Genomic DNA, 20,577 nt, shown 5'->3' with positions numbered 1-20,577 from the left:
GGAAGTGGAAATGGCGGTGGCGACTTACATCCTGTTTGTATTGGGCTGTCTGGGGGCGACCGATATCGCTCTGTACCACAGCTTTTCGCATGGGATCCGCCAGCATCCCGATTCACGGGCGGAGCTGATCGTACACAGCCTGCGCGGCCCGACTTATGCAATGCTGTTTGTTGTGATTCCTAATTTTGTGATGCAGGGAGCTTTCTTCTGGTGTCTGCTGCTGTTGTTTGTGGTTGACGTATTGATCTCGATTGTGGACTTTGCGCTGGAGCGGGAGAGCCGCAGGCTGCTGGGGGGACTGCCCAGCGGTGAGTATGTGCTGCATATCATGCTGGCGATGCTGTTTGGGGCGCTGGTGACTGCGGTCTGCCTGGAAGCGGGAGCCTGGCGATCCCTGCCAAGCCGCTTTTACTATCAGCCGGCTGACGTGCCCGCTCTGTTACGTGGCGTTCTGGTTGTAATGGCGGTTCTGGTGCTGATTTCCGGAATACAGGATGCGATGGCGGCGTGGCGGCTCTATAATATTCCTGAGCGGGCAACCTTATTAACAGAGAAAGACCAGCGGTTGCAATCGAGAGGACGTTGAGGATGAGTTCGACGGGCATCATCAAAACTAAACGCCGGCGGAAGAATCATGTCATCAGGGTGTTGATGGTACAGGTCGTGCTCCTGGCTTACACGATTGTCTTTCTGTATTTCCTGCATCAAAGCCGGTGGGGGCCGTTTGCTGTTCTCAGGCAGAATCTGTTTATCGTATTTTGCCTGAATATGGGTGGGATGCTGTTCTGCATGCTATATAACGAACAGCGCATGGATCAGTTTTTACGGGAATATCCGTTTCTGGGAGATCGTGAGGGTATGGAACGCCTGAAGCCGATCTTACGGACTCACATGTATCTCGGCATACTCGCTTTGCTCATGACGGGAAACTCACTGGGGACGGGGCTGGGGATTTTCATCGAGAAAGAATTCCTTCAGGGTTTGATCGTGCTGGGGACCTGGCTGTTGTCCTTACCCCTTTTGAGCTGGTGCAGTCATACAGAAAACAAAATGTTTCAGATCCAGTGTACGAACCAGAATCTGGAACCGGAAGTGGAGCTGTTGATCAAAGACTGGTCGACGCGGATTTTTCCAAATTTTTAAGGCACAATGTCTGAACCAGAGAGCCTGCAGCTGCGTTTCTATTTGTAGTAAAGCCAGCCACATCGATTTTTTACTTGCGCGGGGGAAGCCAGATATGGGGCAGAATAGTCTCATTTGGATTGGAAGTATTGTAGGATGCCTGTTGGGGATCCTGGGAGGCGGAATCGGCACCTGGATGAGTATCAAAAATACGAATGGCCCACGTGAGAAAGCGTTTATGGTTCGAACGGCGGTGGTCATGTGGGTGAGTATTTCGCTGTTTCTTCTGTTGTTGTATTTTCTATCTGAACCGTGGAATCGACTGATCTGGATTCCTTACGGGATCGGCTTGCTGACAGCCATTCATTATTGTAACCGGAGGCAACAGGCGATTTCTGCAGAGGAATCGCCTGTACCACATGCGCATCGTAACGAGTAGAAATCAACGGGCAGGAGTGAGTGCGTGGAACAACTGACAAAAATTTTCGCCGACCTTTACCAGTATGGGATCGTGCTGGTGATGGTGATTGCACTCTGTGGAGTGCTGAGCTGGCCCGGAATCAGAGGCAAAGGCTGGCTGGTGGGGGCACTGCTGGTGACCCTGTCGGCAGAACTGGGCTCAATTGTGGTGCAACTGATGATGCGGCAGTTTGGACCGGAGATGATCATGGGGCCGGATGATTATCAGTACCTCTGGCAGGCCTCATTCGTCCTTGGGGGCCTGTCATTGCTGGGGAAAATTTTATTCGTGGTTGCGGTGTTTCAGCTACGTGCCGGCCTGCGATCAAAGGTGTCCCCGATGCTGGCTGGAGCGGGACCTGGAGGTTAATGATGCAGCAGATTGATTGGATTGTGCTGGCGGGAATTATTTTGTTTCTCTGCTTAGTGATCGTGCTGCTGGTCAGTTTTGTGAAAGATCTGGCGAATCCTTCCCAGAGGAAGGATTCGGGCTCCGGATCGGGAGGCGGCGTCATCGGCGCGCTGGGCGTGCTGGACCGGATCGTGAATCCTGCGGGGGCACATGTGGAAGAAGCGAAGGAAGTCGAACAGGAGGAACAGGGAGTCGGCGGAGAGTAAGGGATGTCATAACAGGTTATCTCTTCCATTGACGGTAAAAATGCTTCAGAGGCGGTCTGGGGAGTCATTGGTATGTGGTCTTTAGTTTTCTGGTTATCCGATGGATACTCAGCACCATTAATTCGAACGCGTATGAAGAAAGTGATGCAGCACATTCCCGGCATACTTTACAGAAAGCATTGGAACCTGGAGACGAAACAGAAAATCTCCTTAACGCTGTTTGTCCTGTCGGTGATCGTCTATTTTCCGTTTGCCCATTGGGTTTCGACGACACCAGTGGGTACAACGCTGTTTCTCTGGCTGCTCATCTTCTATGGGCTGGCAATACCGGTAGCGGTGCTGGCGATACCTGTGTCCCTCGTGGCGCTCTGTTTCAGAAGAACGCGACGAGATGCCCTGTGGGTGCTGATTCTGTCACTGATTTATCTTCCCTTAACATTCGCTGCGATTCCATTGGGCTGGCAGGTGCGAATGCAGCGGATGGCGACATTTGCAGAACGGAGTAAGCCACTAGTTCAGGCGATTGCACGTTACAGGGACGATCACGGAACGCCTCCTGAAACGCTGGAGCAACTGGTGCCCGATTATCTGCCGCATGTTCCCGGGACGGGCATGATGGCTTATCCAACATACCACTATTATGCGGGTGCTCAATCCCGGGAACGGTATCAGGGCAATGCATGGGCTCTGGTTGTTCCAACCGGAAGCGGAGGCCCCAACTGGGATCAGATGCTGTATTTCCCGCTTGAGAATTACCCGGAGCACGGCTATGGAGGCAGACTGGAACGCGTGGGCGATTGGGCCTACGTGCATGAGTGACTGACTGTGTCTGATCTGCGGAGCGTTACATCAGGCGTTCTTCGTTTCGCAGCAGTTCGGTGCAGACTTCACTCGCCGGTAGCAGGACGGCCAGTTTTTCGCTGCTGTTGAGGCGGATCACGCCGCTGGTCAGGACGTCTTTCAGGTAGTAGCTGACTTCGACGGCTTCCCAGTCGAGACGGAAGTGGGAGCCAGCCATCCCCAGTGGGTTGCAGACATCCGTGGCAGCAGCCTGGCGGGGAATCAGCGTCAGGCGACGGCCCGGGTTCTGGCGGTGCAGCAGGTCTTCGAGTTGAACGGGCAGCGATTCATCCAGGAGCAGGACGACATCCGCGATCCCCTGCCCGTTCGCTTTGTCAAAACGATGCAGGATCGTGGCCAGTTCTTCAGTCGAGGCGTAGCGGTGGATTTCCACCTGAGAGGCTTCCCGGGCCGACCAGAGGTGGATCGAATCGTTCAATTCGCGGGCTGCACTGATTTCCAAAGCGTGTGCGCGGTCGATCCGATACTGCCGGTCTGACGCAGAAGCCGGATTCGGTGTTGAGAACATGTCATTGATAAAACTGGTGAGCGTAGTCATCTCTTTTTCCTTTTCGATGCGGAATAGTAGTAGTATCGGTAATTCAGGGGGGCAGACTAAAATTCGGTCTGGGGTGAGTGCGGCTTCCCGGATGTGTTGCCGGTTGATAACGGGATTCAACTGCTGTGTTGCTTTCGCCAGAAAGATCGATTGATGTCGGTTCTCTTCTGTACAAGATCCACGGCCGATGAACCTCGATTTACATAGTGAGAGTCAACTCGTTGAAGGCAGGTGTTTTACGTTACCGATTCCTCCCCGGTAGGCCATCGCCGCCTGGATCTGTTCAAGAGTATGCTTAATTTCCCTGAAACCGGGATAATTGCTTGACTGCTTCTGTACAGGTGTTGTGTGGTTGTTTATTCTGAGCCTGCTTATGGATTAACAACTTCAGATAACACCTCCAGAAGAAAGCTGCCCGAGATAATGGATACCGATGAAGAGATGCGCCAGTTGAAATCACTGGCGAAATGGGCTTTGATTGGTTTAGTGGTCTTTATTTCCTCCGGTTATTATGCGTTTCAGGAACTCAAATTCATGATCTGGGGCCAGACTGCAGAGGCCACGGTAACGAATGTATTTGAGACATCTGAGCGGCGAAAACCACTGCTGGCGGTCGAGTATACATTTACGGATGAGGAAGGTCAGCATCACAGTGAGCGTGACGATGTGCCACGCAGCTGGCCGAAACCGGGGCCGAAGGTGACGGTGCAGTATCTTTCGGGCGTGGAGGACTCATCGCGACTGGAAGGACATTCCAGCAGCACTGCTGTCTGGGTCTTTCTGATATGTTGCGGATTGATGGCGTTTGGCTGCTTCAAGCTGTACCAGATGGCCAGCGAAGCCGTCGATGGCCCGCCCCGCAGGAGACGACGATAGCGTGATCCATGAGCGGATCGGGAAGTGTGGTAGCGATGAATGATTTGAAGCCGAATGAAAATGCCTGGAGATGGGCAGGACTCCCCCCGATCCGCAAGCAGTGGGTCGGCAATGGTGAAGCGGTCCTGTCACTGGTCTGCCTGGTTTCGCTCTTTCTGTTCTGCTCCCCACCCGGCCATCTGACCCGGGAATCACAGATCCCCTGGATGTTGTTCGTGATTCTGGGGCTGGGGATCGGGCTGAGCGTGGGAGGCATTCGCTTTGGGAGCCTGCCGGGTTATCTGATCGGGATATTATCGCTGGTGATTCAGCTGCTGATCCTGGCTCTGCTAGTGCTGTATACCAATTTCGTGTGAGCTGACTGTCCTCCTGTTGTTAAAGAGTGATACTAACAGAAAACGAGTTACCTTGATGGCTGAAACAGAGTCTGACCAGGCTGAAGCGACGGCTGCTGTGCCCCGCTCTCGCTGGAAACACTGGGTGGGCAACTGCGAAGGGGTCCTGGCGCTTTTCTGCCTGATCTGGCTCTTTCGTCCAGGATATATCTCTAGAGGTGAAATTCCCTGGCAACTTTTTATCACGATGGCACTGGGATTCGGATTCTCGATTGGGGGCATCCGGTTCGGAGGAACTTTGGGAAGGCCCGCCGGACTGGTGGCACTCGTTTGTCTTTCAATTCTGATGCTGATTATTCTCATTACCAGCATCCCCTATTTCTTCTGAACAGCATGGCGACAGACGTCTTCTCAGTAGTTCAAGTACCGCAGCTTCAGGATTCCCCAGGGGATTTCTCAATATGACACCGGAAATTCTGTTTCAGCAAACCTCTGATTTCTATCAATGTTTGATTCACCCGGATCTAAGCGATGTTGATTTTCAACGAGAACTGGATGCCTTCCGTGGGCTGCGAGTAGAACTGGATCGAGGACTGGCACTCACCCTCATCCAGGAAAATAACTGGCGGACTCGTCTGCTGGGGCTGGCGGTAGGGGCGTTGCTCAGAGAATGGTTGCTGGCGCCAGTGGTGCTGGAGTTGATTCGGCAACCGACGGGGATCTCGATTGTCCCAGCGGGGGCCTGGTTGATGGTGCAACATCAGCAAGCCCCTTCACTGTCGCCCGAAATTGATGGGAGTGAATCTGATTCGGGACCGTTTGGCGATGAGGTGGGCTGGGTACTGACACGGTTGCAGGCACAGCGTGTGGGAAACTTGACTGTCGACCCCGATGAAGTGGGCCCGAACTCCGGTCAGTCGCTGCAGAGCCAGCTGGCTTTGTACGAGCGGCTTTGCTCGGAAAACTGAATTCGGGCGAACGTCTGACGGATGGTGGTGTCTCAACTGGCGTCTACTCTACCTTGTGCCTCACTGGAGTGACCATGTCTGCCAAACTGAATCTGCTGGTGCTGCGCTGCCAGGATCTGTCTGCCTCAAAAAAGTTTTATGAGCAACTGGGATTTCAATTCCACAAAGAGCAGCATCGGACCGGACCGGTACACTATGCTGCGCAGCTGGAAGAGATGGTGTTTGAACTGTATCCACTCAAGCCGGGAGCAGCCGTTGATCAGACACGGTTAGGGTTCCGATTGTCGCTAGAGGGAGATTTGAAGGAGAGACTGGATCGGGCCGGGATCGAAATTTGTGATTTCACTCATCATCCCAAGTATTCGGTGTACGTCGTACAAGACCCGGATGGCAGGAAGGTGGTGCTCTCCTGATCCTGGTCTGAAGTAGGTGTGAGAAACCAGATGGCCCGTCTTTATGAAATACGAGCAGACTATGATCGCGAGACGATCGTTGTGTACCAGGCCTATGCGGACCCGATTGCGGATGCGGCGCTTGAGGCACAGACGTTTGTGCGTCCGTTTTCGTTTAAGCGGATGACGTGGATCAAGCCTTCGTTTTTATGGCTGATGCATCGCAGTCACTGGGGACAGAAAGCGGGACAGACGCGAATTCTGGCGGTCCGCATCACCCATGCCGGCTGGGAACGTGCGCTTTCACTGGGTGAGCTGACATCTCCCGAACGGGGTGTCTATCGCTCTGCAGCCGAGTGGGAACGGAAATTCCAGACCGCGCCCGTGCATATTCAATGGGACACGGAACGGAGTTCCCGCGGTGCGGCTCTCCCCTGCTTCAGCATTCAGGTGGGCCTCAGTCGTCACATCATTCGCGAATATGTCGAGGAGTGGATTGTCGGCATTGAAGATCTGACGCCACGGGTTCGTAAGTGGAATGCGATTCGTGTCGGGAGCAGCCGCAGTCTGAAACGGGAACTGCCGGGCGAAAAAGTTTATCCGGTGCCTGGGGAATTAACTCGAAAGCTGTTGATTTCCGACTGAGATGGTTTACAAGTGGAGGAAACCAGAACGGAAGGCAGGTTAAGCAATGGCGAGAAGCGAATCCGGAATGTTCACAACCTCGGACGGGGTGAATCTGCATTACCTGACTGCCGGTGCGGGGCCGCCGCTGGTGATCCTGCCCGGCTGGTCGCAGTCAGCGGCGCTGTTTCAGAGGCAGCTGGATGACTTGAGTGACAGGTGCCGTTGCCTGGTGCTGGATCAGCGCGGGCATGGGGAATCGTCCAAACCGGATTATGGATATCGCGTCTCCCGCCTGGCAATGGATTTGCGCGAGTTACTGCAGGCGTTGGATCTGCAGGATGTGATTCTGCTCGGTCATTCCGCGGGTTGTGCTGTAATCTGGAATTACCTGGATCTGTTCGGCGAGGTGGGTTTGAGTGGCCTTATTCTTTGCGATCAGATGATTGCCCGCATCCGTCGGCCGGAATGGTCGGAAACCGAATGCCGCCAGTATGGGGCCGAGATAGGCGGCGATGAAGTCCTCGCGCAGGCAGAGCTGATCGGCAGCAAAGAGGGGCCGGCCAAGACGGGCGAATTCCTAGCGAGCATGTTTACCGAGAGTTTCTCTGAAGCGGATCTGTTGCAGGTGATTCAGGAGAGCCTGAAGTTTCCCCGCCCGTATGCTGCGGAACTGCTGCTGAGTGTGAGTGCCGCCGACTATCGTGATCTGCTGCCCCGGATTTTGCTGCCAACCCTCTGTATCGGCGGCGCAGCCAGCCATCTGGGACCTGAGGTCATGCCCTGGATTGCGGAGCAGATTCCCCGTGGCCAGGTCGAGATGATCGCTGCGGATGCGGGAGGCAGTCACTTCATGTACCTGGAGAATCCGGAGACGTTCAACAGTGTTGTCAGAGACTTTGTTAATCAACTGACAGAAAGTGAATGACCAGCATGCGGAAACTGGCAATCGGCAGGATAATCGGGATGCTGCTGGCAGTGACTTCACTCACTATCTGTCTGTTTGCGTTGAAATTATCCTGGGATGCGAACGCCCGGTTTGAGCAGGCGATCACAGCCCGACCGATGGAGGCGGTGCTTGATCTTTCACACCCGGGGACGGTGACGGTTCCCTTTGAACAGACCTGTTCTTTCTCGCATGGGGAAGGCATCTATCTCGACCTGAATGATGCGGAAACAGACAAAGAACGTGCGGAGATTCTGGGACGATTCTCTGGTTCCATTGTAATTCATGATCTTGCCGGTAATGAAATCTTGAATCGCGGGCTATCTACCTCTCAGGCTTCTGAGATGAAAGGCGAGGTCAGGCTGGCCGATCTGCCCACTTTTGCGGAGGGAGACTACAGGGCGACGATCACCGTAGATACACACGGGATCGCATCCCCCCATTCCCGTCAGACAATCTATGCGCGCTACGAATTGTGCGGACTGGAGCAGATACCTGTCGTGGTCTTTGGTTTTATTTCGTTCTGTGCGGGCTTTGTGGCTCTGGTCTGCGGCAGTACCACGCTTCCCGGATGGTGGCGCCACGGTATCTGGAAGCTGGTCTCTCCGGAGGAACCCCCGTCGGAAGATTCAACAATACAGAAAGACGATTCGACTGAGACGGATTCGTCCGATTCCGAACCGCCGCGAGAATTGTTTTTCTGACATCGATCTAACAATTAATAACTGCGATCGAATTCTAAATCTGCTAGACTCATGCGCAGCAGGCACACTTGAGGAGAATCTCCCGCCGATTCTCTGATGAATCTGACAACGGTATGCGGGCCATTAGGCAGGCAGTTGTCGAAACCTTTGACTGGTGAGAGGTGTCTGATGAGTCTGTTCGCTGTCGGTTTACGTAGCACCCCAGATGACCTGCTGGCGATTCTGGGTATTGCGATTGCATTGTCGGCCTATCTGTCCGGGATCCGCTTATATGCAAGACAGAGAATTGCTGACATTCCAGAAAATGATCCACAGAAAGAAGAAAGAAAGCGGAAGATTCAGATCAAGCTGGCGTGGTTGACTTTAGCCGATGCGCCCATGGTCTTCTCTGCTTTTCTGCTCGGGTTGACTGTTTTATGGTATCCGGTGACGGGGTTTAGACCTTATGCCTCGTTTGTACCGCTGGGTATGGGGTTATTTCTGTTTGCGGGCGTGGCGATGGTGATTCAACATATTCTGGCCTGGTACGATACACTTTCAGAACTGATTGACCATGTGGCGTTAAATATCATGCTGGTCATGTTGATCGTGGCGGGAGTGCTCTGGTGGATATTTCTGTATCTGGAACAGCATTAGAGGAACTTGTGTATGGCGCTGGAAGATCTGAAAAGGGATCTGGAAGCAGTCGCAGGTCAACCGGTTGCTGACCTGCAGGCGGTCTATGATCGACGTTCGGAAGAGCCGCCGCTGGGAACAGAGCTGGTCTCGTTGCTGGCTGATCCTCAATTGCAGAAGCCGGCCAGCTGGATGTTGAGGCGGCATCTGGAAGCGGGACACACATTGAGTGTCTCCCAGGCGAAGCCGCTGTTTCGGGCTCTGTCGGGATTGCAGGACTGGGAGACGCGCCTGCAGGTGTTGCAGAGTCTGTCTTACCTGCCGATCGGAAAGCGGGAGGTCAAACCGCTGGAGGCCTTCTTAAGAGATTGCCTGGAGAGTGAGAACAAGTTTGTGCGTGCCTGGGCCTATCACGGGTTTCATGAACTGGCGCTGCAACATGCGCAGTTCCAGGCGGAGGTTGATCGTCTGCTGGAGCGGGCACTGGAAGACGAGGCGGCGTCGATCAAGGCGCGGGTACGAAATATTCTCAAGCAGAAACTCAAACATCAGAGGTGAGCGAGATGGATCTGACGACGTTGACCAGCTTCTTCATGTGGTGTTCCATTTTCAACGGCGGTCTGCTGATATTGTGGACGCTCTGTTTTCTGTTGATGCCGGATCTGGTGTACCGGACCCAGAAACGCTGGTTTCCTCTCCCCAGAGAGACCTTTGATGTGGTAATGTATGTTTTCGTAGGCGCGTTCAAGCTGCTGTTTCTGGTATTCAATCTGGTGCCTTATCTGGCGCTGTTGATGATCGAGTGATGTCGAGATTGGTGACGAAAACTCTGGCTGGCGCTTGGAAGGTCAGAGTGAGTGTGTGTTGAATAGAAGTGTGAACACGTATGACAGGAAAACCATTCAGGGATGTTAATGGTCCTCTGCCCGTCGAGCGGGATTTTGATCCGCACGAAGGCGATCTGGACGCACTGGTGGCCTGGGAGAATTTTGGTGGGTTGACGTTGAAGGAAGCCTATCAGAGATTTCAGGAAAATCCCTTTGTCTACCAGGAAGATTTCATGTGGATGGGGGGGAAAGCGTTTGCTTATTATTTCCCGGTACTGGAGCGTTATCTGCTGGTTACGCCGGTCTGGGGAGCAGATGAGGAAGCCGAGTGGTGCCAGGTGTATGGACTGGGAGCCGCGATCCAGTTTCAGTTTTCCGATGACTGTCTGCCGGAAGTGCGAGAGCTGGTGCCCCGCGTGTTACCCCTGGTCGCGCAGGTCAAAGAGTCGATCGAAGCCTATGTCGACAGCGGACACCCTTATTACTCCGATCCGGAAATGCAGCAGCATGTCATCCGCGAATGGAATGAACTGGAAACCCATCTGCAGCAGTTCCAGAATAAATGAGCGCTTGAGGGTGCGCAGTCTCTCCTGTTCCCAGGATCGAGACAAAGTCACACACTGATTCTACGCAAGCGACAGGCAAGGCGTGGGAACGACGTTCAAAAATGTTGCTGTTCGTGATCGGCATGAATCTTGCAACTCCTCTCCGGCATGCTCATCTCGTATGGAATGCTGAAACGGAAACAGAGAGTTGCAGTCTGGATTGACTGTTGGTTCTTCTCGACTGTGTGTTTCCTGCATGACATCTTGAGCAGAATGCAGAATCAGGCCGGTGCGGAAAGGTTTTGCATGAGTTGTGCAGGATGCTGCAGTGTCAGCCGGTGACATTCTGCAGAAATGGAATTCGTTGATTTGACGATTCAAAATTGCCTTTCTCAGAGATGAGAGATTGATTTATGATCCACAGGTCAACGGGAGCGGAAACTGGCATACAGCGGATGCGATGACTGTGGATTCCATTTGTTTTTCCTGACTGGTATCTGTCATCACCTGTCGATCAGTTCGGCATTATTTTTAAATGAGGCATTCCCATGAAAAAAGACATTCTGAAAAACGTCGTGTTGTATTGTGGCGGGGCGCTCTGCTGTGTGATTCTGTTATTCTGGTCGCTGGACTCGTTCAACGGCGCGCAGGGGCACTGGGAGGCCGAGATTGGTCAGGCGGAGCAGCAACTTGCGCTGACACTCAGACTGGCGGGCCGCGAAGACCGCATGCTGCGTCGGCAGGTGGTGTTTTCTGATCAGGCAGCAAACGCTCATCCCGCGGGAACGTTTACACTCCCCGAACAGGCGGAACAGATGCGAGGTAACAAACTGACGTTTGAAGACACGACCATTCTGCCCGGACGCGTGACGTTTGAATGGGAAGGACATCACTTTGATCTGATGTTGAACAGCCTGACGGTGGATGGCAAACAGTACGACTGGAAGAATCAGCAGCCCATTGCACTGGTTAAACGAGTGGACGTGACCCATTTGCAGTAAGGCAGAGGAACATGCCCAGTCAAGGGCTATGTGGCTTAGTCTTTCGGCTGACGTAGTGCATTTCCTTTCACGTTACCTGCCTGGCCTGTCAGTGTGAGGACTCCTACTTTGGGATCGCTGGAGACTGCTACATTGTTGAAGACGTGGGCCGGGGCTTTAGAATTCTGAATCATCAGTGCCGTGCGGTGGAAGTCTGTGATGTTGTTGTGAGAGGCCATCACGGTCGCTTCACTGGCACTGAGCGCGTGGCGCCAGTGATGGAAGCGATTGCCTGTAAGCGTGACTTCCGCTCCGGGCAGTGCCCAGACCCCGAAGTTGGGGGGACCGACTTTGCGGAGGGATGTCCCCGCGAATTCATTGTTTTCCGCCCGCAGTTTCCCGGCGACGCGAATGCCGGCGACTCCCCCGCCGCGAATGGTATTTCCAGTGAGGGTGACATCAGCGCCTGCGAAGACCATGAGAATGGGAGGCAGACCTCCCTGGCGAGCGAATTCATTTCCCAGGAACTGGACGGTCCAGCCTGAGTGGACCCCGGCGGCGACCTGCGCGTTGTCGATGATGCGGTTGTTGACTACTGTGGATCGACCCGATTTGCAATCAGCGAAGCCGAGACCTGCGGTTTTGTTGTGATGACAATAATTGTTGATGAGTGTGGTGACAGCGTCGCCCTGCTGACCGATGCCGGACTGTCCATTCTGATAGCATTCATTGCCGATGATGGTAGGAGAGGCGTGAGACTGAGAGCCGATGCCCGCCAGACGGTTCTGGTAGCAGCGATTATTGCGGATCAGCGGTGCGGCAGACTCGCTGGCGCCGATTCCGGCCATGCCGTTGTCATAGCAGTCGTTGTCTTCAATCAGGGGACGCGTATTGGCGCCGGTGCGTGAGCCAATGCCGGCGCGACGGTTGCGATAGCATTTGTTGCCACGCACGAGGGGGCAGGAACCTTCACTGATGCCGATTCCGGCGCGGATGTTTTCAAAGCAGGTATTATTGATGACGGTCGGGCTGGCGTCGTCGTGTCCGATGCCGGCGTAGAAGTTTTCGAAGCAGGTATTCTCTTCGATGACCGCCTGTGAGTCGTGCATGGAGCCGATGCCGCCACCCATGTTGCGGTAACAGACATTGCGATAAATATGAGGAGTGCAGCGTTTACCCTCGGTCGCCTGGGCAGCGATGCCGGTATAGCCGATGTGATGGACGATGTTGTTCTGAACCGTGCAGGTGACGCCCATGATGGCGATGCCCGGGGTGCCGGGAGCACCGATGTGTTCGTGTGACTGTTGTTCGCCCCGCGTGGCGTGATGGTGGTTCCATTTCTGTTCGTCGTAGACGCCGATGCCCGTGACGGTGAAGCCATCCAGCACGGCGTTCTCTGCCAGCAGGACTCCGGCACCCTGTTTCTGTCTGCTGCCATCAATGATTGTGATTTCGGCTCTTTTCAGGCCCCGTTCTCCCCTGCTCTCATCGCCGGCGCTTTTGAGTGTGATGCCCGGTTTCAGCCGCAGGCGTTCATAATAGGTTCCAGCCGCGACCAGTACGGTATCTCCCGGTTGGGCGGCAGCGATGGCGGATTGAATCGTCTGATACTTTTCGGGAACGGACAGTGTGTCTGCTGGTAGTGTTCTGGGATCTGCGCAGAATGTCAGCAGACAGGCCAGGGACAGTAGAGAGAGACGCGGGAGCGGGGTGGGAAGATGATGGCGCGAGCACATGGTAGTTACTCCTCAACGCGGCAGGTGGGGTTTGTTTTTCAACTTCCAAGCTACCAGATTGAACGGGGGGATCAAGCTGTTTCCTGTCCGTTCAGGAACACTGTGCCACGACATGGTTACAGGTAGTCGATTGACCAGTAAGGGCTGTCTCTAGTAAAATACCACTCTATTCAAGAAAGGACCTCTTCTCTTTATGTCTTTACCCCTTGATCTCTGGCTGATTCATCCCGAAGCAGAAATGTGTGACGCGTTTCGGGATCGTTTTCAGGAACTCCCTCATGTGAGTGTCATGGAATGCCGTTTTGAAGACCTGCCCCCGCACGACTGTTTTGTAACGGCGGCGAATTCATTTGGCATCATGAATGCAGGCATTGATGCCGCGGTGGTCAATTTTCATGGTTATGACCTGATGAAACGGATTCAGCATCGGATTCTGGATCTGTATCTGGGAGAACAGCCGCTGGGAACGTCGTTTATTGAGCCGACGGGCAATCCCGATTATCCCTATGTGGCACACAGCCCGACGATGCGCGTCCCCGGTTCGATCTCCGGGACGGATAAAGTGTATGCCGCAACCTGGGCGTCCCTGCTGGCCGTGTATCAGCACAACATCAGCCAGGAAGACGAAGCTACCAAAATTAAAACGGTAGCCTTTCCTGCGATGGGAGCTGGCTTTGGATGCGTACCCTATCGGGAAGTGGCTCGGCAGATGGCGGTGGCGTATCAGCATTACCTAGATCCGCCGCATCGGATGGACTGGCAGGCGGTGATTCGCCGTCAGCAGGCGATTGCCTACGATGAGGGACAGCAGGTGGTTCGTTGAGAATTTCAATACAGGAGTTGTTTTAAGCGAAAAATCGATTTTCGGCCCTCAACATCAGTGCGGGCAGGACTATAAAACTAAATGGAGCTGCTGGAAGCTCTGATCGTGTTCTATTCTATGCTTAAGAAATGCTGATTTCATGCCTGAACTGTCTGCTGCTGACGCATCTGAGTTGATCCTGTTGACCGGAGCCACCGGATATGTGGGGGGACGGTTGCTGCAGGTGCTGGAATCGCGGGGCGCCCGTCTGCGTTGCCTGGCACGGCGACCTGAGGTACTGCGGGAGCGGGTCTCAGAGACCACGGAGGTGGTTTACGGGGATGTGCTGGAACCGGAGACACTGCTGCCGGCATTGACCGGAGTGAAGGTGGCGTATTACCTGATTCACTCGATGGGTGAGGCCGGTTCGTTTGAGGAGAACGACCGGCGGGCTGCGGAACATTTCGCGCGGGCTGCCCGGGAAGCGGGCGTGGAGCGGATCATCTACCTGGGAGGCCTGGGCGATGAAATGGAGACGCTCTCCCCTCACCTGCGGAGTCGACAGGAAGTGGGGCAAATTCTACGGTCGTCAGGAGTGCCGGTGATTGAATTCCGGGCGTCGATTGTGATCGGCTCGGGGAGTCTTTCGTTTGAAATGATTCGGTCGCTGGTGGAACGGCTGCCAGTGATGGTGACGCCGAAGTGGGTAATGCGGGCCGCACAGCCTATCGCGATTGAAGACTTGATCGCCTATCTGACTGAGGCTCTGGAAATACCCTTGCCTGAAAGTCGGACGTTTGAGATTGGCGGTGCCGACCAGGTTTCTTATGCGGAGATCATGCGGGTGTATGCCCGATGCCGGGGGATGCGGTTGCGAATGATTCCGGTGCCCGTGCTGACACCTTATCTGTCGAGTCTGTGGCTGGGACTGGTGACACCCCTGTATGCACGCATTGGTCGCAAGCTGATTGAGAGTATTGTGCATTCCACGGTGGTCCAGGATGAGCGTGCGCGGGATACCTTTTCGATCGAGCCGATGGGAATCGAATCCGCGATTCAGCGGGCGTTGAATAACGAGGAACGCGAATTCGCGGAGACACGCTGGTCAGATGCGGTTTCGTCTTCGGGACAAGTGCGGACGTGGAGTGGTGTGCGATTTGGCAACCGGCTGGTCGACGCTCGGAGTACCACGGTGGCGTGTCCTCCTGAGATTGCTTTTCAGCCGATTCAGCGGATCGGGGGTAAGACGGGCTGGTATGCCTGTAACTGGCTCTGGCATTTGCGGGGCTGGATGGATCTGCTGGTGGGCGGCATTGGTGTGCGGCGCGGTCGTGCGCATCCGGTGCGGTTACGCGTGGGAGATACAATCGATTTCTGGCGGGTGGAAGCATTTGAGCCGAACCGTCGCCTGCGACTGGCGGCCGAGATGAAACTGCCGGGCCGCGCCTGGCTGGAGTTCGAAGTTAAAGAAGATGCGCAGGGTTCAACGATCTCGCAGACAGCGATGTTTGATCCGGTGGGGCTGTGGGGGCGGCTGTACTGGTATGCGGTCTGTCCGCTGCATTATTTCGTGTTTGCGGGGATGCTGAAGAATATCGCCCGGGCGGCGGAAGGGATCCAGGGGGCTGAATCTTCCTCCGCGACTTCTCTTTCCCGGTAGACCCCCTGCTCTGATTTTCGTTATGGCATTGTACGGCCGTTCTGTTTTAAGATAGGTCTGTCTACGGTTGTGTCCGTCAGTCTGTAACGAATAAGGGAGCCTGCGATGACGAAAGTCTTACTCACCGGTTTTGAAGCCTATGGTTATACTCCGGTCAATCCTGCGGAATCGGTGGCGCGGGCACTGGACGGGGCCGTCGTGGGGGGGGCTGAGATTGTCTCGCGGATTGTGCCGAATACGTTTTTCAAGTGTATCGATTTCGTGAAGGCAGAGATCGAGCAGATCCAGCCGGAACTCGTGGTGATGATGGGCGAGTACGGAGGCCGGTCGATGATTACCGTCGAGCGGATCGCACAGAACCTGAATGACGGGACACGCTATGGTCTGGTGGATAATGCGGGCCGTTCCCTGCAGGGAGGACTGACGGCTGCCGACGGTCCGGCCGCGTATTATACGACGCTGCCGATCCGGGCGATGGTCCAGGCAATGCGGGATGCGGGAATCCCGGCTGACATTTCGGATGCCGCGGGAACGTTCTGCTGTAATCATCTGATGTATGGGATTCTGCATTATCTGTTCCAGAGTGACTCGCCGATCCGGGCGGGCTGGATTCATCTCCCCTATCTCCCCGAGGTAGCGGCACGGGTAGAGAACCTGGGCGAACCCAGTATGTCGGTCGAGACATCGACTGCAGGAGTCCGGATGGGCATTGAAGCAGCGTTGACTCATCCAGAGGATATTGACGCAGCGAGCCCTTCCCGGCTGCAGATCTGAAGTAATTTTCTTGACCGATGTGATCAAAGAACGGGAGTCTGGCGTGTCGGAAACCAGTCCACCTCAGAAGATGAAACAGAGTACCAGAACGAAAATCGTGTTTGGTGGTATTATGCTGGCGGTCCTGGTGCTGGGCTGGGGAATCGCGGTGGAGTCGGTGATTCAACACGACCGCTATTGGGATGAGCGAATCATGATTCCCCGCGGTTCCGGAGGTATTGAGGATGAACTCCGTCGGGAACAGGGGGACCTGTTTCACAGTCCGCGATTCCGATCCTCGGTGGGAGAAGTGATTGTGAACTCCATCCGCTTTCTGCCCGATGTCCGGTTCTTTTTGATTGAATTCTATGATAATCACCCGGTCGTCGTGATCTTCTTCTTTCTGATTGAAGTCGGCCTGTTGTGGCTGGGTTATGTAACGGTCAAAGATGACTTGCGATCGGAAGCCGAAGCTGAAAGGGAAGCCATTCGGGAACCGCCTCAATAGCGTTGTCGCTTTCGTGAAAACAAGAAGATTGCCGCAATCCTCTCACCTGAATTGCAACCATGTTCGACAGAGTGATGCCTCTTCTGGCATTGAAGAACTCATTTTCCGCCGGGGGCAGTCCATCGTGGGCTGTCCCCATTTTTTAGGGATAGTGTGATATGCAGCAGAGATGAAAACGCTTTGTGAAAATTTGTGGCTGGTTGACAGGGGGATACATGCTGTCATAATGTGACGAATCGAATTGCAGGCACAAACGTAATTTGAACTGAGAGTCCAGTAAATGTGGACTTGAGAAAATTCAGCGAAAGGTAATTACAGGGATGTCTGCAACGAGAAGAGGCGGGAGCCACGGAGACGAGGCTTCCACTACAAAAGTCGTCGGGATGTTGATGCTGGCGATCGCGGGATTTGGCTGGGCATTTATGGCGGCCGCTTATGCTCATGAAAAAGAGGGCTGGCGACAGGAGTCGACCAATCTGACGGAGCCTGATGCTGATGGAATTCAGTATGATCAGCGATTTGAAGATGGGGGAGGCATTCGCCAGCAGTCCGGTTCTTCACTGTGGGACTTTATCGGCAATGCATTCCGCCAGCTTCCCAATCTGTTTGGAGTACTGGCGTTTTCATTTCAGCACCGGTTGTGGCTGGTCATTCTGATTGCCTGCCTGGAAGTAGGCGCATTGGGGCTGGGCTATGCGATGAGCAAAATTGACTGATGTGATTTCCATAAGATATCTGCTGACGTAAGGAACTCTGAGAAGATGACCGAAGACCCCCGTCCCCGTCGAAAGCGCAGACGTCCTCCCGAGAGTGCGGGAGACTCTGTCAGTCGAAAACCCAGACGCCGGCCCGCCAGCCGCAAAGTCGCACGTGTTGAAGAGGATGCGCCGCCGGTACGGAAAAAAAAGGCGACGAAATCGGGTCGCAAGAAGAAAAAAAAACGGAAAGACCACGATGAGGGCTGGTCGACCAAACAGGTGATCATGCTGGTGATGATCGGCATTGCGATGTTTGGCTGGGCTTGTGCTGCCGCCGCTTATGCGCATGCGAAAGAGGGCTGGCGGTCCAATGAAGTGGAACGTTTTGCTGAGGAGCATGGCGACGAACTGGAGTCAGACTTCCGTTCGACCAGGCGAGCGGCTGCCCGCAGTGCGATGATCAAAACCGCGGCACGTGCCTTGATGGATTTCATCGGTAACGCGTTTAAACAGCTTCCCAACTGCCTGGCGGTGATCGCCTTCACGTTCTCAGAACGGCTGTGGCTGATTATTCTGTTTGCCGTACTGGAAGCCGGTGCGTTGGGCCTGGGCTTCGTAATGGAAAAGGTGGGGGAAGGTTTCGTGGAGACGCCTCGCTATTGAGGCGTTTGAAAGCCAGCCCCCCCTGCTTTACCATTACTGCGCAACGAAGATGAACTATTCCTTCGCTTTAGGAAGTTCATCCAATTTGAAACGAACGGAGACCACTGAGTTCTGATTGGCGTTGTCACGGTATTTGACGTAGGTCGTCGCGACGATGGTGCCATCGGGCAGGAGTTCGACACCGGGGTAGCCACAATCGCCTTTGCGTCCATACTGATGCAGCAGCTTGATGCGGTACTTTCCATCCCGTCCCTTGACGATATCGTCGTAAGTGCCAACCCAGGCAACAAAGTCGCCGCGACTCGAACTGCCGGGGGCCTGATCGCGGAAGCAGATCACCAGCTGTCCGTCTTTCGTGAAGACTTCTTTATGACGGTCGCCCGTCAGGCCCCAGGGGGTATCGACGGGCTGCGTCCAGGTCTGGCCATCATCGTTGCTGAACATCATCAGGCTGCGGCCTTTGTGTGTATTTTCCCGCATCAGGCAGCAGAGCTGTTTGCCGTCGGGACTGCGGAAGACACAGGGCTCACAGGGATTTTTACCTTCGACTTCGGCGACGATCTGCGGCTTGGACCATGTGAAGCCGCCGTCTGCGGAGATGGTCTGTAGGACGACCAGCGGCGCCCGGTCCTTACCGTCCGGACCGCGATGGTAGAGACCGAGGTAACGGCCATCTTTGAGGCGGACCATGCTGCTGAAGGTCATGACACAGGGGAAACCGAGGGGCGGCATTTCTTTCCAGGTTTTCCCGTCGTCTTCACTCATGATGCTGGGCATGCCCGGGCCGCCCCGTTTTCCGAGTGCAGCTGAGAAGACCCAGAGGCGTGCGGTGCCATCGGGGCCGATCATCCGATAAATGCTGGGACAGTTCTGATGGGTGGAGTAACCGGCGGGCAGTCGTTCATCGATTCGCTCCCAGGTTTTGCCTCCATCAGCGCTGCGGGCCATGGGACCGGCGGAACCGCCGTGATTGATGCACCAGACAGCGTAGATGGTTTTCTGATCGGGCATCAGCAGTGTGGTCGGGTGTCCCTGGTAGACATCGGGAGTACCAGCGGCGATGACGGTCTGACGCTCGGTCTGTTTGGAAAGATCGATGAGCGGCAACTGATCGGCGGCGTGCAGTTTGACGTTTAAGATGAGCAGGATCAGTGGAATGAGCTTCAAGGAGATTTTCATAGTGAGCGCCTCTGCTGATAGGTCTGGAGTCAGTGAAACATTCCCGTTCTGCACGGTGTCGAGATCGAGGCTCTGCATTTTACCGACCGCGATTTGAATTCTTGACACTGTGTAATAACATGTTATAACATTAGTTTAATTGTGGTTAGCGAGGAGCAAAATGTCAACCGGAAAGCCAGTTATGTATGAAGCCACCGAAAAGCTGGCCGATCGTGCTTATCGTTACATCAGGCAGGAACTGCAGGAGGGGAATCTGACTCCCGGTACGCAGCTGGTCAATCGTAAGCTGGCCGAGCGGATTGGCGTGAGTGTGATTCCCGTGCGTGAGGCGATTCACCGGCTGGTCTCGGAAGGTCTGGTAGAGCATGTGCCTGGCGCGGGTGCCTTTGTGCGGAACCCGAATCGGGAAGATCTGGAAGAGCTCTATGTTCTGCGGGATGCGCTGGAGAGTTGTGCGGCTGCGGAAGCGGCCCGCTACATTACGCCGCATCAGCTGGATGATCTGGATGCCCTGATGGTTGAGTTCCATGAGATCCGCGATCTGGTTCAGCAGCGGAATGAAGGTTTCGCGACCCCGGCGCAGTTTCATCGCTGGCTGGATTGTGAAGCGGTGTTTCACCAGATTGTAATCGAGGCTTCTCGCAACCGTTTGATCGCGAAAGTGATTCGCGAGCACAGTGCGGTCACCCTGGTGTTTGAATCGCAGCGGAACAGCTCTCGACTGCTGACCGTGGAACTGGCCGAGCGGACCTGCAGCGACAAAGAAAAACTGCTGGCCGCGCTGCGGGCCGGCGATGGCCCCCTGGCCCGCGAAGTGATGAGCGCCCAGATCCAGCGCGGTTGCCGGGATGTGCTGGCGTTCCTTCGACAGCAGGAACGTCGCAGCTGATTCGATTTTGCGTTAATTCTTCTCCCCTGCCCGATCGTGTTTTGAGCGATCTGCGTTCCGGGGTCTGACCTGCCAGCGATCAGGGTGTCTGTTGAGCGACCAGCGGTTGTGGTATGACAGGCTGACAGCTCGATTCTGAGGAGCAGAAAATCAGGCTGTTTTTTAGAGTCTCTCATTTTTGTACCGACTGGCATGTTGCTTGCGTAGGACAGCAAAACCAGTTCAGAAATTCGTCTGTAAGGCCCTCGGACGAATCCGGACTGAAACGCCATTTCCACC

General features: G+C 54.7%; 29 protein-coding genes. 26 read left to right on the top strand and 3 right to left on the bottom strand.

What is annotated here, in order from left to right:
- The first annotated feature begins 10 nt into the window (after positions 1 to 10).
- From F1728_RS03405 to F1728_RS03380, 6 genes are all read left to right on the top strand, one after another.
- Positions 11 to 586, top strand: coding sequence for a hypothetical protein (locus F1728_RS03405; RefSeq protein WP_155362907.1), 576 nt, complete (start codon positions 11 to 13; stop codon positions 584 to 586).
- Positions 587 to 588: 2 nt separating this feature from the next.
- A complete protein-coding gene (locus tag F1728_RS03400; RefSeq protein WP_155362906.1) occupies positions 589 to 1,143 on the top strand; it encodes a hypothetical protein in 555 nt (184 codons plus the stop codon).
- Between the two features lie 94 nt (positions 1,144 to 1,237).
- Positions 1,238 to 1,561: a hypothetical protein gene (locus F1728_RS03395; RefSeq protein ID WP_155362905.1), complete on the top strand. Its 324-nt coding sequence runs from the start codon at positions 1,238 to 1,240 to the stop codon at positions 1,559 to 1,561.
- A gap of 24 nt (positions 1,562 to 1,585) precedes the next feature.
- Positions 1,586 to 1,951, top strand: coding sequence for a hypothetical protein (locus F1728_RS03390; protein WP_155362904.1), 366 nt, complete (start codon positions 1,586 to 1,588; stop codon positions 1,949 to 1,951).
- A 2-nt stretch (positions 1,952 to 1,953) separates the two neighbouring features.
- On the top strand, positions 1,954 to 2,199 hold the full coding sequence (locus F1728_RS03385; protein ID WP_155362903.1) for a hypothetical protein: 246 nt from the start codon (positions 1,954 to 1,956) through the stop codon (positions 2,197 to 2,199).
- 72 nt (positions 2,200 to 2,271) lie between these two features.
- On the top strand, positions 2,272 to 3,018 hold the full coding sequence (locus tag F1728_RS03380; protein ID WP_155362902.1) for an MATE family efflux transporter: 747 nt from the start codon (positions 2,272 to 2,274) through the stop codon (positions 3,016 to 3,018).
- 25 nt (positions 3,019 to 3,043) lie between these two features.
- Here F1728_RS03380 and F1728_RS03375 read toward each other — a convergent pair whose 3' ends face one another.
- Positions 3,044 to 3,598, bottom strand: coding sequence for a hypothetical protein (locus F1728_RS03375; RefSeq protein ID WP_155362901.1), 555 nt, complete (start codon positions 3,596 to 3,598; stop codon positions 3,044 to 3,046).
- 423 nt (positions 3,599 to 4,021) lie between these two features.
- On the opposite strand from F1728_RS03375, the gene F1728_RS03370 reads away from it, so the two are divergent.
- The 13 genes from F1728_RS03370 to F1728_RS03310 all read left to right on the top strand — a co-directional run bounded on the left by F1728_RS03370 (position 4,022) and on the right by F1728_RS03310 (position 11,431).
- The gene (locus F1728_RS03370; RefSeq protein ID WP_155362900.1) at positions 4,022 to 4,474 is read left to right on the top strand and encodes a DUF3592 domain-containing protein; all 453 of its coding nucleotides are present in this window, start codon (positions 4,022 to 4,024) and stop codon (positions 4,472 to 4,474) included.
- 35 nt (positions 4,475 to 4,509) lie between these two features.
- Positions 4,510 to 4,830 (top strand): hypothetical protein, encoded by a 321-nt coding sequence (locus tag F1728_RS03365; protein ID WP_155362899.1) that lies wholly within the window; start codon positions 4,510 to 4,512, stop codon positions 4,828 to 4,830.
- Positions 4,831 to 4,885: 55 nt separating this feature from the next.
- The gene (locus F1728_RS03360; RefSeq protein WP_155362898.1) at positions 4,886 to 5,197 is read left to right on the top strand and encodes a hypothetical protein; all 312 of its coding nucleotides are present in this window, start codon (positions 4,886 to 4,888) and stop codon (positions 5,195 to 5,197) included.
- Positions 5,198 to 5,270: 73 nt separating this feature from the next.
- Positions 5,271 to 5,777, top strand: coding sequence for a hypothetical protein (locus F1728_RS03355; protein ID WP_155362897.1), 507 nt, complete (start codon positions 5,271 to 5,273; stop codon positions 5,775 to 5,777).
- A 74-nt stretch (positions 5,778 to 5,851) separates the two neighbouring features.
- On the top strand, positions 5,852 to 6,190 hold the full coding sequence (locus F1728_RS03350) for a VOC family protein (RefSeq protein ID WP_155362896.1): 339 nt from the start codon (positions 5,852 to 5,854) through the stop codon (positions 6,188 to 6,190).
- Positions 6,191 to 6,220: 30 nt separating this feature from the next.
- Positions 6,221 to 6,814 (top strand): DUF4291 domain-containing protein, encoded by a 594-nt coding sequence (locus F1728_RS03345; protein ID WP_155362895.1) that lies wholly within the window; start codon positions 6,221 to 6,223, stop codon positions 6,812 to 6,814.
- Between the two features lie 67 nt (positions 6,815 to 6,881).
- Positions 6,882 to 7,721, top strand: a complete 840-nt coding sequence (locus F1728_RS03340) for an alpha/beta fold hydrolase (protein ID WP_194242663.1) — start codon at positions 6,882 to 6,884, stop codon at positions 7,719 to 7,721.
- Complete coding sequence (locus F1728_RS03335; RefSeq protein ID WP_155362893.1) at positions 7,718 to 8,443, top strand: hypothetical protein; 726 nt, start codon at positions 7,718 to 7,720, stop codon at positions 8,441 to 8,443. Before F1728_RS03340 ends, F1728_RS03335 begins: the two co-directional genes overlap by 4 nt.
- Positions 8,444 to 8,611: 168 nt before the next feature.
- Positions 8,612 to 9,079, top strand: a complete 468-nt coding sequence (locus tag F1728_RS03330) for a hypothetical protein (RefSeq protein WP_155362892.1) — start codon at positions 8,612 to 8,614, stop codon at positions 9,077 to 9,079.
- A gap of 12 nt (positions 9,080 to 9,091) precedes the next feature.
- Complete coding sequence (locus tag F1728_RS03325; protein WP_155362891.1) at positions 9,092 to 9,616, top strand: hypothetical protein; 525 nt, start codon at positions 9,092 to 9,094, stop codon at positions 9,614 to 9,616.
- A 5-nt stretch (positions 9,617 to 9,621) separates the two neighbouring features.
- Complete coding sequence (locus F1728_RS03320) at positions 9,622 to 9,864, top strand: DUF6868 family protein (protein WP_155362890.1); 243 nt, start codon at positions 9,622 to 9,624, stop codon at positions 9,862 to 9,864.
- 80 nt (positions 9,865 to 9,944) lie between these two features.
- A complete protein-coding gene (locus F1728_RS03315) occupies positions 9,945 to 10,451 on the top strand; it encodes a hypothetical protein (RefSeq protein ID WP_155362889.1) in 507 nt (168 codons plus the stop codon).
- A 527-nt stretch (positions 10,452 to 10,978) separates the two neighbouring features.
- Positions 10,979 to 11,431, top strand: coding sequence for a hypothetical protein (locus tag F1728_RS03310; RefSeq protein ID WP_155362888.1), 453 nt, complete (start codon positions 10,979 to 10,981; stop codon positions 11,429 to 11,431).
- Positions 11,432 to 11,466: 35 nt separating this feature from the next.
- Here F1728_RS03310 and F1728_RS03305 read toward each other — a convergent pair whose 3' ends face one another.
- Complete coding sequence (locus F1728_RS03305; protein WP_155362887.1) at positions 11,467 to 13,146, bottom strand: right-handed parallel beta-helix repeat-containing protein; 1,680 nt, start codon at positions 13,144 to 13,146, stop codon at positions 11,467 to 11,469.
- 193 nt (positions 13,147 to 13,339) lie between these two features.
- Here F1728_RS03305 and F1728_RS03300 point away from each other — a divergent pair, with 193 nt between their 5' ends.
- The 6 genes from F1728_RS03300 (at position 13,340) to F1728_RS03275 (ending at position 18,230) form a co-directional block, all read left to right on the top strand.
- The gene (locus F1728_RS03300; protein WP_155362886.1) at positions 13,340 to 13,969 is read left to right on the top strand and encodes a macro domain-containing protein; all 630 of its coding nucleotides are present in this window, start codon (positions 13,340 to 13,342) and stop codon (positions 13,967 to 13,969) included.
- A 139-nt stretch (positions 13,970 to 14,108) separates the two neighbouring features.
- Positions 14,109 to 15,608 carry an SDR family oxidoreductase gene (locus tag F1728_RS03295; protein ID WP_155362885.1) on the top strand — a complete coding sequence of 500 codons (1,500 nt, stop codon included), beginning with the start codon at positions 14,109 to 14,111 and terminating at the stop codon, positions 15,606 to 15,608.
- Between the two features lie 105 nt (positions 15,609 to 15,713).
- A complete protein-coding gene (gene pcp, locus F1728_RS03290; RefSeq protein ID WP_155362884.1) occupies positions 15,714 to 16,382 on the top strand; it encodes a pyroglutamyl-peptidase I in 669 nt (222 codons plus the stop codon).
- Between the two features lie 43 nt (positions 16,383 to 16,425).
- A complete protein-coding gene (locus tag F1728_RS03285; protein ID WP_155362883.1) occupies positions 16,426 to 16,869 on the top strand; it encodes a hypothetical protein in 444 nt (147 codons plus the stop codon).
- Positions 16,870 to 17,189: 320 nt separating this feature from the next.
- The gene (locus tag F1728_RS03280; RefSeq protein WP_155362882.1) at positions 17,190 to 17,585 is read left to right on the top strand and encodes a hypothetical protein; all 396 of its coding nucleotides are present in this window, start codon (positions 17,190 to 17,192) and stop codon (positions 17,583 to 17,585) included.
- 45 nt (positions 17,586 to 17,630) lie between these two features.
- The gene (locus tag F1728_RS03275) at positions 17,631 to 18,230 is read left to right on the top strand and encodes a hypothetical protein (protein WP_155362881.1); all 600 of its coding nucleotides are present in this window, start codon (positions 17,631 to 17,633) and stop codon (positions 18,228 to 18,230) included.
- Positions 18,231 to 18,284: 54 nt separating this feature from the next.
- On the opposite strand, the gene F1728_RS03270 is transcribed toward F1728_RS03275, so the two are convergent.
- Positions 18,285 to 19,409: a sialidase family protein gene (locus F1728_RS03270; RefSeq protein ID WP_155362880.1), complete on the bottom strand. Its 1,125-nt coding sequence runs from the start codon at positions 19,407 to 19,409 to the stop codon at positions 18,285 to 18,287.
- A 181-nt stretch (positions 19,410 to 19,590) separates the two neighbouring features.
- On the opposite strand from F1728_RS03270, the gene F1728_RS03265 reads away from it, so the two are divergent.
- Positions 19,591 to 20,298 carry a GntR family transcriptional regulator gene (locus F1728_RS03265; protein WP_155362879.1) on the top strand — a complete coding sequence of 236 codons (708 nt, stop codon included), beginning with the start codon at positions 19,591 to 19,593 and terminating at the stop codon, positions 20,296 to 20,298.
- Positions 20,299 to 20,577 lie beyond the last annotated feature (279 nt).

The sequence above is a fragment of the Gimesia benthica genome, from assembly GCF_009720525.1.
GTDB classification, from domain to species: Bacteria; Planctomycetota; Planctomycetia; order Planctomycetales; family Planctomycetaceae; genus Gimesia; species Gimesia benthica.
Note: the sequence above shows the minus strand (reverse complement) of the source record. Positions and strands in the feature narration are given on the sequence as shown.